Source organism: Sphingobacterium sp. UBA5670 (assembly GCF_002420705.1).
In the GTDB taxonomy this organism is placed as follows: domain Bacteria; phylum Bacteroidota; class Bacteroidia; order Sphingobacteriales; family Sphingobacteriaceae; genus Sphingobacterium.
In genome coordinates this window covers 114,492-128,957 of the sequence record NZ_DIIM01000019.1, presented here as the reverse complement: position 1 = coordinate 128,957, position 14,466 = coordinate 114,492, and the positions used below count along the sequence as shown (strand labels likewise).

Below are 14,466 nucleotides of genomic sequence, written 5' to 3'. Positions count from 1 at the left end.
TTTTTATTACCAATTATGGTTTATTCAAAATAATTCAAGGTCTCAAATCCACCTCGTTTCAAGTATTCTTCCTTTCTCATCAAATGAAGATCGGATTGTACCATATCTGTTACCAACATTTGGAGATCATATTTTGGTGTCCATCCAAGTTTTGTGTTCGCTTTGGTGGGATCACCAATTAGTAAATCAACTTCCGTAGGTCTATAGTAAGCAGGATCAACTTTAACAACAGTCTGGCCGAACTTAATCAAGGACTTATCAATATTTAACTCTGATAAGCGCTCCTCGTCGATATCAATGATTACTCCCTTTTCTTGTTCACCTTTCCCACTGAATTCAATCTCAATACCCAATTCAGCAAAAGCCATACGAACAAAATCTCTCACGGTTGTGGTCACCCCAGTAGCGATCACAAAATCTTCGGGTGTCTCTTGCTGTAGAATCAGCCACATAGCCTCCACATAATCTTTGGCGTGCCCCCAGTCACGTTGTGCGGACAGATTACCAAGATATAATTTATCTTGCAGTCCAAGGGCGATCTTTGCGACTGCCCGGGTTATTTTACGCGTCACGAAAGTCTCTCCCCGCACAGGGCTCTCATGATTAAATAAGATACCGTTACAGGCATACATCTTATACGCTTCGCGGTAATTTACCGTAATCCAGTAACCGTACATTTTTGCGACTGCGTAGGGACTTCTTGGATAAAATGGCGTGGTTTCACTCTGTGGAACCGCTTGCACCAATCCATACAATTCGGAAGTTGAAGCTTGATAAATACGGGTTTTTTCAATCATTCCCAATAATCTAACAGCTTCTAAAATCCGTAGTGTCCCGATACCATCTGCATTTGCTGTATATTCGGGTGTATCAAAACTAACTTTTACATGGGATTGGGCTGCAAGATTATAAATCTCGTCAGGCTGTGTTTCTTGTATAATACGAATCAAATTGGTTGAATCTGTCAAATCACCAAAATGCAAAGTAAAATTTCTATTGTCAAGATGAGGATCTTGATAAAGATGGTCAATACGATCTGTATTAAATAAAGAACTCCTGCGTTTTAAGCCGTGTACTTTGTAACCTTTCTTCAATAGGAATTCTGCTAGATAGGCACCATCTTGTCCTGTAATGCCTGTGATTAAAGCAGTTTTCGTGTTTTGTTCAGCCATGTTTCTCTTTAGATTAAGCGATACCTGACGAAATCGTTAGGTATTTATCCCATCATGATTTTTACAATTTAGTTTATCAGCGCACGCGATTATTAACGCTTCATTTGCTTCTCATCGCATTCGAAGGCTCCCCTGCCTACAATGTAAATAAATCATCATGAATTGGGAGTGTAAAAGTATTAAATTTTAAACAAAAAAAGCTATAGGAATTCCTATAGCTTTCTGTTATTCTGCTTTTATTGCTTGCGTTTAGTTTGAACGCGTAAAATTAAGTACTAAATAAGCTTCGCCATTAGCAACAGTCAGTGGCATACGCATAACCAATTTATTGCCATCCGAATAAGATAAATCCAAGCGATAACCCGTTGTTACGTTCTTCGCTTTATCACCTGCGTAAATCTTTTTAAATTGGAATTGAGGTTCTCCTAAACCTTTTCCAGGATTGTAAATAGACCAAAAGATCTCACGTGATGCTCCCGGTGCACATAAAGTACCCTGAGCATTAAATGTAATTGATCCTTTCCCGTTTCCAATAAAATTCCATGTACTACCGACAAAACATTCAGCAGGAGCTTCTTCAAATACACTTTTAATCGTGAATGAAGAAGGTAAATTTTCTCTATCGATTGTATTCAGTGTCCACGTTCCTTTTACAGCAGATTTCCAGTCTGAAGCGCTAGGCCCTGAAGCTGCACTCGTATTGGAAGAAGGATTTCCAGTTGATGTACCTTGCTTTTGTGCTCCACAAGAAAATAAGGTCACCGTAGCAAAAACAGTTGCTAATGATAAAACGAATCGATTCATATGTATAAATTTTAATTTCAAATTGTATTTTTGGGGTAAATTAATCCACAAATCATGAAGATTACAGCCAAAAATCATACCATAAGCAAAATAATCGCAAAAACACTGTTAAGGTTATTTATCATTTTATTGGCCTTTGCTTCTTATCCGCTTTTTTTAGGACAGGAAGCTAAAGGTAAATTGAACCAAATCAGTCTTGCCTTTACCAATAAGATTGCACTTGTAGCCCCTATTCTGCTGTTTTGCTTTATCATTGGATTAATGATTGCTGTGCTCAAGCACAAATATAACAGAATTGACCTAAATTGGCTATTTTCTCTTGCTACTATTTTTGGTATTTTATATTTGATATTATTGTATTCAAGAATTTACCCAACGATCGCCTAAGCACAATTGCACAATTCGACAAAGTTTCTAACTTTGGATTCTCCAAACCGCTAATTACAGCCAGACAAGATTGGACGTATAATTTCTATGGATAAAAAAAAGGGGCTCAAAATAGCCAAAAATATAGCAAAGATTATTGTTACAGTGGGGGCCTTATATTGGGTATTCAGCAAGGTATCTCTAAAAGATCTGAAAGAAGCTGTCATCAATTCCAATCCACTCTATCTATTCCTTGCTTTAGTGGCTTACAGCATCTCCATTCTTATCTCCTCTTCGCGTTTATTAACATTTTTAAAGGCTATTGGATTGGATGTTACCGAAAAATACAATTTAAAATTGTACCAACTTGGCCTATTTTATAACCTCATTCTACCTGGTGGTGTCGGCGGAGATGGTTATAAGATATTCTTCCTCCGAAAAAGGTTCAATATTAAAGGGAGAAAATTATTTACGGCCCTATTTTTGGATAGATTGAGTGGACTCTGGGCACTATGCTTGATTATAGGGGCACTAATTACTTATATGCCACAACTGGGGATTCCAAACTATCTGACCATTATTCTATTTATCGTCGGGAGTATCCTCTACTATTTTATCGTTACCAAATTCTTCGGGGAATATAAGGCTACATTTCTAAAGGCGCACTTAAAAGCCATCGGAGTACAGTCTATGCAAGTCGTTGCTGCAATACTAATACTCTATGCACTAGGATTTAGCGGTAAATTTTCTCCTTATCTCTTTTTATTCCTTGCTTCTTCGCTGGTTTCGATCATTCCTTTTTCCGTTGGGGGATTGGGGATGCGTGAACTTGTGATTCTATGGGGAGCTGGAATATTTCAAGTGGACTCACACAATGCAGTTTTAATCACGTTGTTATTCTATATTATTTCTGCACTCGTGGCTCTTTCAGGAATTTATTTTATCTTTCATCCGAAGGCAATTGGTGAAGACAAATTACCTTCTGCAGAAGAAGTCGAACAAAGTCAAAAATTAGAAGAATAAAAATGGCAAATATTATTATTACAGGGGCAAGCAGTGGTGTTGGATTTGAAGCTGTATTGGATTTGACCTCTAAAAAGGACAACAAAGTAATTGCACTGGCTAGATCAGCGGACAAACTGAGAAAACTCCATGAAATTGCCCGCCAGCTCAATTATGATGGCGGCACGTTATATCCTGCCCAATTTGATATTGTCTACGATGACTATGCCACGCTGGTTCCGTTCATCCAATCAAAATTTGATAAGGTCGATATTTTAATCAACAACGCAGGAGCACTCATCAATAAACCTTTTATGGAAACAGATGGAAAAGATTTTGCCGAAATGCTACAGACCAACGTTATGGGACACGTCAATATGATACAACATGTTGTCCCAATGATGCAAGAGGGGTCACATATAGTCAATATTAGTAGCATGGGTGGCTTCCAGGGCTCCATGAAATTTCCGGGACTTGCGGCTTATTCAACCAGTAAAGGAGCATTAGCGATCCTGACGGAATGTTTGGCCGAAGAGTTTAAAGAAAAAGGAATCAAAGTCAACTGTCTGGCTTTGGGATCTTCCCAGACTGAAATGTTTGAAGCTGCATTCCCTGGTGTCGAAGCGGGTACATTAGCCTTTGAAATGGGACGTTATATTGCTGATTTCGCTCAAAACGGACAGCACTATTTCAATGGTAAAATACTTCCCGTAGCCAATACAACACCCTAATTGGAACAGCACACTTCCAAAAGATCTTTTGATCTAATACAGTCAGCCCCATTTAATAGGATATTAAATGGGGCTGATCTTTTTAAGTCTATTTGATCCGCAAAGAAATATTAAAATTCGCGGCCTTTAGTTCATTCAATCAATTTGTCTTCAGTTTAAGCCATTTCGTAAGGTCATCCATCAATTGTTCATTAAAGCTTTCTGAGTTTTCAAAATATTCTTCAATTTTTCCAGTTTGCGCATTTTGAAAAAGATGATTCAGATTGGGATAATCCTTAATTGTGACATCGGTGGTGTTCAAGTGCAAACGCTGCAGACAATAGATATTTTCATTGGCAGGAACCTGTACATCCTTTCCTCCAAAAGAAGCAAAAACCGGTACTTTAACCTGCTTCAGATAATAAGCCGGATCGATGCGAAGAAACGTCCTAAACCAAGGGCTCATCATCGGACTAAGTTTAATCTTCATATCAGGAGTCAGCGGTTTCCCATTATTTTGATGAATAAGTTCCTCTTCCAGCGATGCGGCCAATACTTTTGGTGACTCGTCTTCCAATAGAATATTATACAATTTTCGATTATTTACTTTATTTACATCCAAAGCCTTTTCAGATAAACCTCCGACTTTTCCTAGAGCGTAACTTTGTAAGATCAGCAGGGAATCACCTTTAATCACGGGTCCAGATAGAAGCGCTATATATTTTACTTTATTACTTTCTGAGGCCACTATTTCAGCAATTAAAGCACCCTCACTATGACCGATTATCCCTATTTTCTCTCCATTAATATTCGTTTTCTTACTTAAAAAATCGACTGCGGCATTAGCGTCAGAGGCAAAGTCAATCGTTGTTGCTAAATTAACTTCTCCTTTAGAGCCTCCTACCCCCCGATCATCATAGCGCAATACGGCAAAGCCATTTTTGGTAAGATGATCTGCAAGTACCTTAAAAGGCCTGTGCCCGAACACCTCCGAATCCCTATTTTGCTGCCCACTGCCATTGACTAATACCACCGCAGGAAACGGCCCCCCACTTTTGGGATAAGTCAGGGATCCTGTAAGCAGCGCATTGCCTGCACTATTTTTGAACTGCACTTCCTCTTCCGTATAGCTATACGGAGGAAATACATCCTGTTTACGAGAAAGCCCGCTCTGTTCGTTCTCGCTTCGTACCAAAATCATAGCAGATTCAAAAGGCCCTTGTTTCATCACCCCTTTCATCACATCTTTATCCCGATCCAAAAAGCCCGCGTAGACAAGACCTATATTTTTAACATCCATCCAAATAGAATCTTGCTCGATGCGTATTTGATTTATTGCAAATTTCTGTGCGGTTTGCATCGGACTCTCAAAGGTTCCATTCCATTTCCCTGCGCTATCTTTTTGAATATTGAACACGAGCAGCAGCTTCTGCCCTGAAACCTCAACCTCACCCTTCCATGAACCATCAAATGTCTGTGCATGGGAACATGAAAAATGGAAACAAATGATAAATAGGTATAAAATTTTTCTCATTGTCGTTCTTTACTAGAAATTAAACTGTATACATAGATCCAGTATAAAATATAATGCCACAAATAGTATATTGATTCCAGTCTTCTTATTATTAACTGCTACATTCATGCCCTTGACCAATAAATAGAACTGATAAAAGAGCAATAATAAACTGATAATCCCCAACATGCCAAACAAGAACATCTCCGTTTTATCAACTCCAGCCAATGTATGATCGCCGCTTTGCACTGCCTTTAAGACTTGATCCGTAAATGTGTCCTGGTTTAGAAGTTTCCCTAAAAATAATACAAGATAAAGCGGAAATGGTATAATCAAAACGACATTCATGACATCAATGATCCTAGTCTTTCTATTTAGTAACATCCCAATACCGTAGAGAAGTACAAAAGGAGCCAAAACCATATAGGCATGAACACGTAATACAGCCCATAGAGAAACCGTCATTTCTGGTTGATAGAAATGCATAAATCCATTGAACTGCTGACCCGATAAATAAATAATATAGCTTGATAACAAGAATCCGAAAACACCCGCAAAGAATAATTCCCACTCCGTAAATTCGGCAAATGGATTCTGAAAAATCTGTTTAACTTTCATTTGTTTAAGAATTGTGATAAGTTCAGCTGTTCGATCTCTACCGGATTTTGGGTTCCTATAAGCAATACCTTACCATTTCTCAATGTAAGTTGTAGACCTATGTTGCCCCGAGCTGAAAAAGCCCGTCCTCTCACCCCTCTCCGCAAACCCCATCCACCAAACTCACTTATCGGATTATATTTCCGCACCTCAATAGATTGTATATCGGACCACTGCACTCTTTTTCGATAGAAATTGAAAGGAAAAAAATGGACTTCAACCCAGTCTTCATCAATCGTAGTTTTTAACCTCAATACAGCGAAGAGTCCCCACAATACTAAATTGATCCAGAAGCTCGGCAATTGAAATAATGGAACAAAATTCAACCGCAAGAGATCATGCCAGTGCACAGAAAGACTAGCCACACTGACAGTTAAAAGGATCAGACAGAGCCACCAGCTAAAAAAAGATTGGCTTTCGGTATAAAGCGTATTACTTTTCATCTTGATATAATTATTCGATTATCAATTCTTCGATTCCACAGAGGACTAAAAACTTCTCTCTCCAACAGCATTGTTTGTATGAGCAAGGGATTTCAATTTGTGAATCAGATCATCGAGAATATTACGGACCGTCGGATAGGATTTGCCCATCTGATTTGCCATTTCTTTTAAACTTCCTGAGTGCATCAAAAAATTCAGGACAAATTCTTGTTCGTCGACAGTAAGCTGCATTAGCAAAGGCAATGAAAATTTACCGACAACCTCTGTCTCACACGAGTCGCACACCAACTTAGAAACTTTTAACTTCGCTTCACAGCAGGGACAATCAATTGGTATTTTTTTCATTTAACAAGATGTATATTAATATTATTAAAGATAACATTAATAATGTTAAAACAAAACATTATAAAATCAATATTTTTCAAAAACCATTGCTTAATGATATATTTGTATCATTAAATAACGTTTATGAAGAAGTTTTTAGGCTATTTCCTATCTATAATATTTTGGTTTTGTTTTGGTTTATCTTTGATTATCTTTCACCCTATACAATGGTTATGTTTAACACTTGGTGGATATAATGCACACAAAAAAAGTGTCGATATGCTAAACGCATGTCTGGTTGCCTGCTATTATACGTTATTTAACCGAGTGACGTTTATCGACAATAAAAATATTCCAACCGGACAGCCTATTGTGTTTGTTGCCAATCACCAAAGCACTTTTGATATTCCTCCAATGATCTATTTCTTACGCAGGTTTCATGGAAAGTTTATATCTAAAATAGAACTTGCCAGCGGTATACCTAGCATCTCTTTTAACCTGAAACATGGTGGGGCAGCAAATATAGATCGCAATGATCCCAAACAATCTATTGCGGAGATACTGAAACTTGCCAACAATATGAAAACCAAAAACTGGTCGGCGTTTATTTTTCCGGAAGGAACGCGATCAAAAACGGGGAAAATGAAAGCTTTCCATGTGGGTGGAATTGCTACATTACTAAAGAAAAATCCAAACGCACTCGTTGTCCCTATCGCCATCAGGGGATCCTATGAAATGGTACAATATGGCATGTATCCACTGACGCCATTCCTTCATATGACTTGGGAAGTGTTAAATCCATTGGATACTGAAGGGAAAAGTATTGAGGAAATCGTACAACTGGCGGAAGAAACGATAAAACTAAAGGTTGAAAAATAGCAACGATCTATTTCACTTGCCTTCCCTTCCAGTCATATTTCCCAACATTACCCAATATGCCGATATAGGCCAGATAAACAACATGGGCGAAGCTCAGTAGCGGAAGGTACAGTAAAAGCTCCTTTCTATGCGCAAATGTGGTCAAAGGTTGAATAAAAAGAAATTCAACAGTCATCTTTAATAGCAATGCAAAAAGTGCCACCCAAGCGACGAATTTCACGCCACAGACCGCAAGAACAGAAGCGACCAAAATCAATAAATTGAAAAACCAAATGGAAATCCCCAATGCGATGACACCCTTATTTTTATATTTGGTACTTTTCGAAGCCCAGCGTCTGCGCTGGCTAATGAATGACTTCAGATCTGGTTTGGCATCCGTATAAACAACAGCCTCTTTTGACTTGCAGAACGTGATTCTTTCGGGATATTGCTCGGCAACTTTGTGTAGAAAAAGTTCATCATCACCGGAGGCAAGTTCATCAATTCCCTTAAACCCACCCATTTGTTTAAAAATATCTTTTCGATAGGCCAAATTCGCACCATTACAGGTGGTCGGCTTTTTGTTGCCAATGCCAGCTGCACCCAGACCTATCAAATACAAGAATTCCAAGGTCTGCAGCCGTTCAAAGAAACTCTTTTCTTCTGAATACAGCACTGGAGAAGACTGTAGATAAGCATCTTCCTTTTCAAATGTACCGATAACCGTTGCTAACCAATTTGGTCCCATTCGACAGTCTGCATCGGTAGTAATGATAATTTCACCTTGACAGCATTCTATAGCCCTTGAAATCGCCAACTTCTTGTATGAGTTCAAACGGCCATTTTCATTCAATTGAATAAGTTTAACACCTTGCTCCGCATACTCTTTTACAATCAACGACGTATTGTCGTCTGAATGGTCGTCAATTATAATAAGCTCCAGGAGAGCTGTCGGATAATGCTGTCCTATGATAGATTCAATGGTACGTCTAATATTGAGTTCTTCATTGCGTGCGGCAATAATCACAGATATGGATTTTGTTGGAAGTGCAAGATTGTTGGGCACTGGGATCAAGCCCCAGCCTCTACGCATCCATAAAACTAGAATTGCGTATACGCAAGCAAAAATGATCAATAAATAGTTAAGAATTTGTATCACCGAAAAAATTAATCTTAAAAACAAAAATAGAACCAAATATAGCTGGAAGAATTAAATTAACGAACCAAATACAGGAAACAATCGCCATAACAGCAATTTCTTGTGTGGTAATATAGCTATATAGATTGCTTGCGACAAAACTTCTAACACTGAAATCAAAAATATCCAATGTAGGTAGGGCCGCCTGAACAAAAAACAGGATGAAAATCATCAGAATCATGGATAAAAGCGGTAGCTCGGGTAAAGTCAGTTTCATCAAGATGATATACTGGGAAGTGAAAATGATAAATCGCGCCAAAGAATTTAAAAGAACAATACAGAGCTCACGTGTTGAATAGTGTTCCAATACCTCAAAGAAAGGTTTAATCCGTGCAAGGAACTTTATTTTACCGACCAATGCATCAATCCATTTTACGTTGAAATATAAGATAACAAATCCCGCGGCATAAATAATGGCAAGCAGCCATACGCCAAATTGTACGGTTAAAGGCGTAGAAAGAAACTTACAAATAAACCAAGCAATACTTAATGAGCCCGCAACGCTCGTTAGCACAAGCTGTGCAAATAATCCAACGCCCATCGCGACAGCTCCTTTTGCCCTATTTTGAGGTTGCAAAAACAGTACCCGTCCACCATACTCTCCAATCCGATTGGGTGTAAAAATAGCCCAGGTAAGTCCACAAAAAACCGATTGGAATGACTGCCAAAACGAAATACGCTCCAATTTAGAGGCAAGATATCGCCATTTGACAACTTCAAGCAACCAATTGACAAGCATTAAAACCACAATCAAAATCAGAGTCCACACCACCGAATGTTGTTCTAATCCTGCAATTAGGGTTTTAAACTTCTCAATATTGCTTCTATCAGATACCTTCACGACAATATACCAGGTCGCAAGGGCAAAAACCAGTACCTTCAATAAAAGACTGATGTATTTTTTTTGTCTTCCAGTCAACTTTTGATAATTAGAGAGCAATGTTACTAAATTTTAGCCAAATGATTAAGTTTTGTCGAATGCAATCCGCGAATAAAACGCAAAATTTGTAATATTGTATATGCAGAAGGAAAAGGCGAAAGAAAGAATAATTTTAGGTATTGACCCCGGCACCGTTATACTCGGATATGGCATCATCAAGGAAGTTGGCAATACCCTATCTCTAATTTCAATGGGGGTCATCAAAATGGGACATTTAGATGACCATGCACTAAAACTACAGCGCATTTTTAAGAAGACTTCTGCTTTAATGCAAGAATATAATCCCGACTGCGTCGCCCTCGAGTCACCATTTTATGGTAAAAATATACAGGTCATGCTCAAATTGGGTCGCGCTCAAGGAGTTGCCATGGCTGCGGCACTCGCTCAGGATATTCCGATCTTTGAATATTCTCCAAGAAAAATAAAACAATCCGTTACAGGAAATGGAAATGCCACAAAAGAACAGGTATCTGCGATGTTAAAAAATCTATTAAAATTTGAGGAAACACCTCAATTTCTGGATGCCACCGACGGTTTAGCAATTGCCGTATGTCATTCCTTTCAGAAGAATGCAGCATCTGGTAGCAGCAAGTCCTACTCGGGATGGTCAGCCTTCATCAAAGACAATAAAGACCGGATCAAGTAATTACATTTGAACCTGACGAATCACATTCTTCACATTCAACTCCACAATATCGGTCATCGTTTTACATTTGAGGTAAGAATTATTTTGATAAAATTCAGCATAGCCTCCCCGTAACTGTTTGATATTTTCCAAGGTCGAGAGTACCTGTGTTTGTGAAGCGTCCCGCAGATCAGCGATCCGGTGTCTTTCGCTCCGCACTCTGTGCACAATGGAAGAACGTTCTTCCTGCTGGTATTGCAGTACAGTTTTCTCATTTAAATGTTCCATCGCCAATTTCACATAAGGAAGATTTTCTTTGAAAAATTGTGGCATATAGACTTTCGGATTTCCCTCATAAAACTGCTGATCAAAATCTATAGCTCTAATTCTAAACTGAAAATCGTCAAAATCTGGTGTGATCTGCATAACAAAATTGTAGGCTCGCATATCACCCAGTAGCGTAATAATACATCGTTCGTTAAACTTGACAAATTCTTTGGAAATACGGGTTAGATTGTAATCCGGTGAGAACATTCGTGTTTTTGAAAAAGTATCTCCGGGGATCCCAACAATATGTTCTTCAACCAACGTATCGTGATCTACCATATAATTCACCTGATTGGGTGACAATATTTCTTCCAATTCCAATCCGTATATGCGCGAAGCATCGGCCTGTTTGATGTAAAAATAATCGTAAACATCATTTAACCGGTTAACAATACGAATGCGAAAGGGTTTGGTATTGCCGAAACCACAGTATTCTACGCGATCGATATATTTATGTTGTACGATCCGAGTATTGCCCGATGCTTTCAGCTTAGCATAAATCACCTTCAAACCGTCATATAATTGGTCCATAAGGTATTGCGGATACAAAGGTGTTTCCCAAAAGGTGTCGTTACCAAATTTATCCATGACGGGTACCGTCTCCGTAAAATTCAGCAGATCCTTGTATCCAATCGGCAACTTTTCATCACGTTGATACATTTTAAGATATTTATGAAGTCCCTCCCCTACTTCAAAAATCGGTTTCTTTTTCGAAATCTTTACATCTTGAACTTCTTCCATCGCTATTCCGTATTTAGATTTTTTATGTGCGTAAGCATCACAAAATCAACTACTTTTTATATCCTTTCAATCCTTTCATACGTACTCACCAGATTTTGAAATATACTGACTGTTTTTTTGTCAGTAAGAAGGTGATACTAAAATAATTTATCATAATCTTTATATCAACCATGAAAACAATCACTTAACCTGCAATAAAATCAGCGCTAAAACAATTATAAGCACTTTCAATCAAAAACATATAACATTATCAATATGAATAAGTATTTTTTATTAAATTTACATCTATAAACCGAAAATTCTTAGTAATTTTGAAATAAATTTAATTATTTTAGCTATTGGTCCGATTTTGATGCAACGACCAATTAATGAACACAAAAACCATTGTTAATGGAAAATCAATATGCAAACTATGATCTAGACAATTTGGATATCCAAATCTTGTCTATTCTAATGAACGATGCCTCTATTCCTTATACCGAAATAGCAAAAAAGCTAATCGTATCAGGCGGTACAATTCACGTTAGAATGAAGAAGATGGAAGAACTAGGTATCATTAGAGGGTCAAATCTAATTATCAATCCTCAAAAAGTCGGGTTTGATATCACCGCCTTTTTGGGTATCTATCTTGAAAAAGGTTCACAATATGCAGATGCGGTAGATAAATTGAAAGAAATCAAAGAAGTGGTCGAATTACATTATTGTACTGGCCAATACAGTATTTTCGCAAAAATAATCTGTAGAGATACGGTTCACCTCAGAAAAGTATTGAATGAAGATATTCAATCTGTACCAGGGATTCAACGTACCGAGACGATCATCTCCCTCGAAGAGAGTATCAAACGTCAAATCAGCTTAGTCTAGTATAAAAAAAGCTTCCATAAAAATGGAAGCTTTTTTTATACTATCTTTTCTAACATTTCAATATAGAGATCAATCCCAGCCCTAATTTCATCGATATAAATAAACTCATCTGCCATATGCGACCGAGCGCTATCACCGGGTCCCAGTTTCAGAGAAGGCACCGGAATAAGAGCCTGATCGCTCATCGTTGGTGAGCCATATACTTTACGTCCCAGCTCAATACCAGCCTTGACAATTGGGTGTGATTCAGGAATAGAAGAAGACTTCAGACGCGTCGATCGCGCTACAACCTCCGAATTCACATGAGACTTGATGATATCCAGCGTCTCTTCGTTGGAATAAGCGTCTGTGGTTCGCACATCAACAACAAAGTTACAAGTAGCCGGTACAACATTATGCTGTGATCCCGCCTGGATTACTGTTACGGACATTTTAATGGGGCCTAACGTTGGCGACGTATTCTCAAATGCATAACTTTGAAACCATTCAATATCCTTGATCGCTTTGTAGATCGCATTGTCTCCTTCGTTACGCGCCGCGTGTCCAGCTGTTCCGATAGCAGTGCAGTCCAACACCATCAGTCCTTTTTCTGCAATAGCCAGATCCAACAAAGTAGGCTCTCCCACAATAGCAAAATCGATTGGACCAATAGCATCCAAAACAGATTCTACGCCATTCTTACCTGAAATCTCTTCTTCAGCACTGGCAACAAGACAGAAATTATATTTTAGATCCTTCTGCTGATAAAAATACAAAAATGAAGCGATCAGCGATACCAGACAGCCACCTGCATCATTGCTCCCCAATCCATACAATTTCCCTTCCTCTACAGTTGCCGCTAAAGGATCTCTCGTATAACCCGTATTTGGCTTTACCGTATCGTGATGAGAATTGAGCAGTATTGTTGGCTTAGCAATATCATATTGAGCGTTATATACCCAGATATTATTGCCCTTTCGATGTGTTTGAATATCCCGCTCCTGAAAGAAACCTTCAATTAAATCTGCAGTAAGTTCTTCCTCTTTACTTAAAGATGATAGTCCAATTAATTGTTTTAATAAGGTCAGCGCATCTTCAAATAAGTTGTCCCTATCCTTCATGATATAATCCTCCGGCTTTATCCGCAGACAGTTTAATTCCTTTGATAAATGCAGAACTAAAACCGTTATGTTCCATTTCGTTCAATCCCGCAATTGTACAGCCCTTTGGAGATGTTACCTTATCGATTTCACCTTCTGGATGGGCATTGGTGTGCAATAGCAAATCAGCGGCCCCTTTTGCAGTTTGAACAGCCATTTTAAGGGCGTCGTGCGCGTGAAATCCGATTTCAACACCACCCTGCGAAGCCGCGCGAATAGCACGTAAGAAAAATGCAATACCACAAGCACATAATGCCGTAGCCGATGTCATAAGATCCTCATTAATGACAACCACCGAACCAACTGTTTCAAACATCTTTTCAACTTCCTTCACACTCTCATTGGAACCATTGTCACTGGCAATACAAGTCATCGACTGTGCAATAGCTATTGCCGTATTCGGCATAGCACGTATCACGGTAGCATCCGCGCCCAACTCCGCTCTTAAATCTGCACAAGAAACTCCAGAAACAATTGAAACAAAAATCTGATTTTTCTTATCAATTACTGGGGCGACTTCAACCAATACCTTTTTAAGCTGCTGAGGCAAGATAGCAAATACGACAATATCTGCTCCCTGTACAGCGAGCTTATTATCATTACTGACCGAGAAACCTTGGCTCGCTTCCTCGGCCAATGCACTCAAATTTCTCCGCGTCAATGTAATATCGGCAGCATGCGCAAATTCACTTTTTACAAGTCCTTTTGCCAAAGAAAGACCGATATTACCACTTCCGATAATGGTGACCTTTTTCATAGCGATCGTTGGGTTTAGGTTAGATT

At 38.6% G+C, this 14,466-nt stretch carries 17 protein-coding genes; 6 read left to right on the top strand and 11 right to left on the bottom strand.

What is annotated here, in order from left to right; genetic code table 11:
- Positions 1-20 precede the first annotated feature (20 nt).
- Entirely contained in the window at positions 21-1,172 is a 1,152-nt protein-coding gene (gmd, locus tag B3C94_RS16590) for a GDP-mannose 4,6-dehydratase (RefSeq protein WP_293905626.1), read from the bottom strand.
- A gap of 249 nt (positions 1,173-1,421) precedes the next feature.
- Complete coding sequence (locus tag B3C94_RS16585) at positions 1,422-1,976, bottom strand: lipocalin family protein (RefSeq protein ID WP_293905624.1); 555 nt, start codon at positions 1,974-1,976, stop codon at positions 1,422-1,424.
- 54 nt (positions 1,977-2,030) lie between these two features.
- Between B3C94_RS16585 and B3C94_RS16580 the strand changes: the two genes are divergently transcribed.
- From B3C94_RS16580 to B3C94_RS16570, 3 genes are all read left to right on the top strand, one after another.
- Positions 2,031-2,363, top strand: a complete 333-nt coding sequence (locus B3C94_RS16580; RefSeq protein ID WP_293905622.1) for a hypothetical protein — start codon at positions 2,031-2,033, stop codon at positions 2,361-2,363.
- Positions 2,364-2,450: 87 nt separating this feature from the next.
- Positions 2,451-3,365, top strand: coding sequence for a lysylphosphatidylglycerol synthase transmembrane domain-containing protein (locus tag B3C94_RS16575; protein ID WP_293905620.1), 915 nt, complete (start codon positions 2,451-2,453; stop codon positions 3,363-3,365).
- A 2-nt stretch (positions 3,366-3,367) separates the two neighbouring features.
- Positions 3,368-4,075: an SDR family NAD(P)-dependent oxidoreductase gene (locus B3C94_RS16570; RefSeq protein ID WP_293905618.1), complete on the top strand. Its 708-nt coding sequence runs from the start codon at positions 3,368-3,370 to the stop codon at positions 4,073-4,075.
- 139 nt (positions 4,076-4,214) lie between these two features.
- On the opposite strand, the gene B3C94_RS16565 is transcribed toward B3C94_RS16570, so the two are convergent.
- The 4 genes from B3C94_RS16565 to B3C94_RS16550 are packed head-to-tail and all read right to left on the bottom strand — an operon-like array spanning position 4,215 to position 7,012.
- A complete protein-coding gene (locus tag B3C94_RS16565) occupies positions 4,215-5,588 on the bottom strand; it encodes an alpha/beta hydrolase family protein (RefSeq protein ID WP_293905616.1) in 1,374 nt (457 codons plus the stop codon).
- 12 nt (positions 5,589-5,600) lie between these two features.
- Positions 5,601-6,185, bottom strand: a complete 585-nt coding sequence (locus tag B3C94_RS16560) for a YIP1 family protein (RefSeq protein WP_293905614.1) — start codon at positions 6,183-6,185, stop codon at positions 5,601-5,603.
- On the bottom strand, positions 6,182-6,667 hold the full coding sequence (locus B3C94_RS16555) for a hypothetical protein (protein ID WP_293905613.1): 486 nt from the start codon (positions 6,665-6,667) through the stop codon (positions 6,182-6,184). The genes B3C94_RS16560 and B3C94_RS16555 overlap by 4 nt, the downstream gene beginning before the upstream one ends.
- A gap of 45 nt (positions 6,668-6,712) precedes the next feature.
- Positions 6,713-7,012: a DUF2089 family protein gene (locus B3C94_RS16550; RefSeq protein ID WP_293905612.1), complete on the bottom strand. Its 300-nt coding sequence runs from the start codon at positions 7,010-7,012 to the stop codon at positions 6,713-6,715.
- Positions 7,013-7,135: 123 nt separating this feature from the next.
- Between B3C94_RS16550 and B3C94_RS16545 the strand changes: the two genes are divergently transcribed.
- Positions 7,136-7,870, top strand: a complete 735-nt coding sequence (locus B3C94_RS16545; RefSeq protein WP_293905610.1) for a lysophospholipid acyltransferase family protein — start codon at positions 7,136-7,138, stop codon at positions 7,868-7,870.
- Positions 7,871-7,877: 7 nt separating this feature from the next.
- On the opposite strand, the gene B3C94_RS16540 is transcribed toward B3C94_RS16545, so the two are convergent.
- On the bottom strand, positions 7,878-9,008 hold the full coding sequence (locus B3C94_RS16540; RefSeq protein WP_293905608.1) for a glycosyltransferase: 1,131 nt from the start codon (positions 9,006-9,008) through the stop codon (positions 7,878-7,880).
- A complete protein-coding gene (locus tag B3C94_RS16535) occupies positions 8,992-9,966 on the bottom strand; it encodes a lysylphosphatidylglycerol synthase domain-containing protein (protein WP_293905605.1) in 975 nt (324 codons plus the stop codon). Before B3C94_RS16535 ends, B3C94_RS16540 begins: the two co-directional genes overlap by 17 nt.
- A gap of 100 nt (positions 9,967-10,066) precedes the next feature.
- On the opposite strand from B3C94_RS16535, the gene ruvC reads away from it, so the two are divergent.
- Positions 10,067-10,633 (top strand): crossover junction endodeoxyribonuclease RuvC, encoded by a 567-nt coding sequence (gene ruvC, locus B3C94_RS16530; RefSeq protein WP_293905603.1) that lies wholly within the window; start codon positions 10,067-10,069, stop codon positions 10,631-10,633.
- Here the strand turns inward: ruvC and B3C94_RS16525 are convergent, their stop codons facing one another.
- On the bottom strand, positions 10,634-11,680 hold the full coding sequence (locus tag B3C94_RS16525; RefSeq protein ID WP_293905601.1) for a hypothetical protein: 1,047 nt from the start codon (positions 11,678-11,680) through the stop codon (positions 10,634-10,636).
- A 390-nt stretch (positions 11,681-12,070) separates the two neighbouring features.
- Between B3C94_RS16525 and B3C94_RS16520 the strand changes: the two genes are divergently transcribed.
- Positions 12,071-12,544 carry an Lrp/AsnC ligand binding domain-containing protein gene (locus B3C94_RS16520; protein WP_046674894.1) on the top strand — a complete coding sequence of 158 codons (474 nt, stop codon included), beginning with the start codon at positions 12,071-12,073 and terminating at the stop codon, positions 12,542-12,544.
- Positions 12,545-12,579: 35 nt separating this feature from the next.
- Here the strand turns inward: B3C94_RS16520 and B3C94_RS16515 are convergent, their stop codons facing one another.
- Together B3C94_RS16515 and proC are read right to left on the bottom strand one after the other, a co-directional pair.
- Complete coding sequence (locus tag B3C94_RS16515) at positions 12,580-13,644, bottom strand: M20 family metallo-hydrolase (RefSeq protein ID WP_293905599.1); 1,065 nt, start codon at positions 13,642-13,644, stop codon at positions 12,580-12,582.
- A complete protein-coding gene (proC, locus tag B3C94_RS16510) occupies positions 13,634-14,440 on the bottom strand; it encodes a pyrroline-5-carboxylate reductase (protein WP_293905597.1) in 807 nt (268 codons plus the stop codon). The genes B3C94_RS16515 and proC overlap by 11 nt, the downstream gene beginning before the upstream one ends.
- Between the last annotated feature and the right edge of the window lie 26 nt (positions 14,441-14,466).